5 protein-coding genes are annotated in these 1,145 nt (G+C 71.5%); all 5 read left to right on the forward strand.

Features of this window, described 5'->3' with window-relative positions:
* On the forward strand, positions 1 to 259 hold a 259-nt coding region (locus ABD254_RS21330), incomplete at its 5' end, for a hypothetical protein (RefSeq protein ID WP_344251005.1).
* Positions 256 to 381: a hypothetical protein gene (locus ABD254_RS21335; RefSeq protein ID WP_344251007.1), complete on the forward strand. Its 126-nt coding sequence runs from the start codon at positions 256 to 258 to the stop codon at positions 379 to 381. The genes ABD254_RS21330 and ABD254_RS21335, both read left to right, overlap by 4 nt.
* A complete protein-coding gene (locus ABD254_RS21340; RefSeq protein WP_344251009.1) occupies positions 378 to 692 on the forward strand; it encodes a hypothetical protein in 315 nt (104 codons plus the stop codon). Before ABD254_RS21335 ends, ABD254_RS21340 begins: the two co-directional genes overlap by 4 nt.
* Positions 689 to 886 (forward strand): hypothetical protein, encoded by a 198-nt coding sequence (locus ABD254_RS21345; RefSeq protein ID WP_344251011.1) that lies wholly within the window; start codon positions 689 to 691, stop codon positions 884 to 886. The genes ABD254_RS21340 and ABD254_RS21345 overlap by 4 nt, the downstream gene beginning before the upstream one ends.
* Positions 879 to 1,145, forward strand: a 267-nt coding sequence (locus ABD254_RS21350; protein WP_344251013.1) for a hypothetical protein, incomplete at its 3' end; no start/stop codon positions are given. The genes ABD254_RS21345 and ABD254_RS21350, both read left to right, overlap by 8 nt.

The raw sequence follows: 1,145 nt of genomic DNA on the forward strand, positions 1-1,145 counted from the left end.
CCACGACGCGTCGATCAGCGCGGTGACCATCACCGTCACCGTCGGGGAGCACGCCGAGGCGCGCATCAGCGTGTGGGGCGAGGACTTCACCCGCATGGTCGAAGCCGTCGCAGCCGACGTCCCACCGCCGCTCGACCCGGACTGCCTCGCCGGCAAGCACCGCACCTGCCACGGCACAGCGTGGGACTTCGAGGCCGACACCGAGGTCGAGTGCGCGTGCGGATGCCACGCCGTCATCAACGTCGTGGAGTCCCTGTGAGCGACGAACCGCGCACCCCGCAGGGCCTGACCGAGGCCCAGACCGCCGCGCTCGACCGCATCGCCGACGCCCTGCTCGAAGTCGCCGCCGCGATCCGCCACCACCACGAGGAGCACCCGTGACCGACGACCCCTTCGACGACCCCGCCCTGCAGGAGTGGGCCCACCACGTGCGCGAGGAGCTCGTGCCCAAGCTCGCCGGCTCCGCCCTCACCGTCAGCCTCGTGCCCGAGGGCGACCCCGACGTGAAGTTCGCCGTCGAGCTGGGCCTGAGCATCCTCATGGACAAGCCCATCATCGCGATCGTGCAACCCGGCACTCACGTCCCCGAACGCCTCGTGCGCGTCGCCGACGTCATCCTCGAGGGCGACCTCACCGACCCCCGGTTCAGCGACCGCATCCAGGCCGCGATCACGAAGGTCCTCGGCTCATGACCGACGACAGCACCGAGGAGGTCGAGCTCGGCTGGATCAAGGTCCGCAAGGTGCTGGCCGACACCGACTCGGGCGTCGACATCGACGTCAAGACCTCCCGCGGCCTGGCGGTCCTCGACGCGCTCGGGATGCTCCGTCTCGCCGAGCACTGGGTGATGGACCCCGAAATCGACGGGGACGACGACGATGACTGACCACTACGCCCAGGCCGCCGTCGACTGCCCCCGCTGCGGCGAGCGCTACGTCGACCTCGACATCCACGCCTACGTCACCGCAGGCCACACGCCGACCGACTTCGCGGACATGCTCGCCCGCCTCACCGTCGCCCACGCCGACACCTGCACCCCACGCCGAGCTCCCATCCCGCGCGCGGACCGTCGCCGCCGCGCCTGCTGGTGGGCCGGCGCACTCACCCTCCCCGTGGCGTGGGGCCTGCTCGCGGTCGTGCACGCC

Origin of the sequence: Isoptericola hypogeus (assembly GCF_039531145.1) — a bacterium.
Taxonomy (GTDB): Bacteria; Actinomycetota; Actinomycetes; order Actinomycetales; family Cellulomonadaceae; genus Isoptericola; species Isoptericola hypogeus.

Excerpts from the sequence above, each read along its gene's own strand:
- ABD254_RS21345 (WP_344251011.1), top strand. The coding sequence starts at position 689 with ATGACCGACGACAGCACCGAGGAGGTCGAGCTCGGCTGGATCAAGGTC.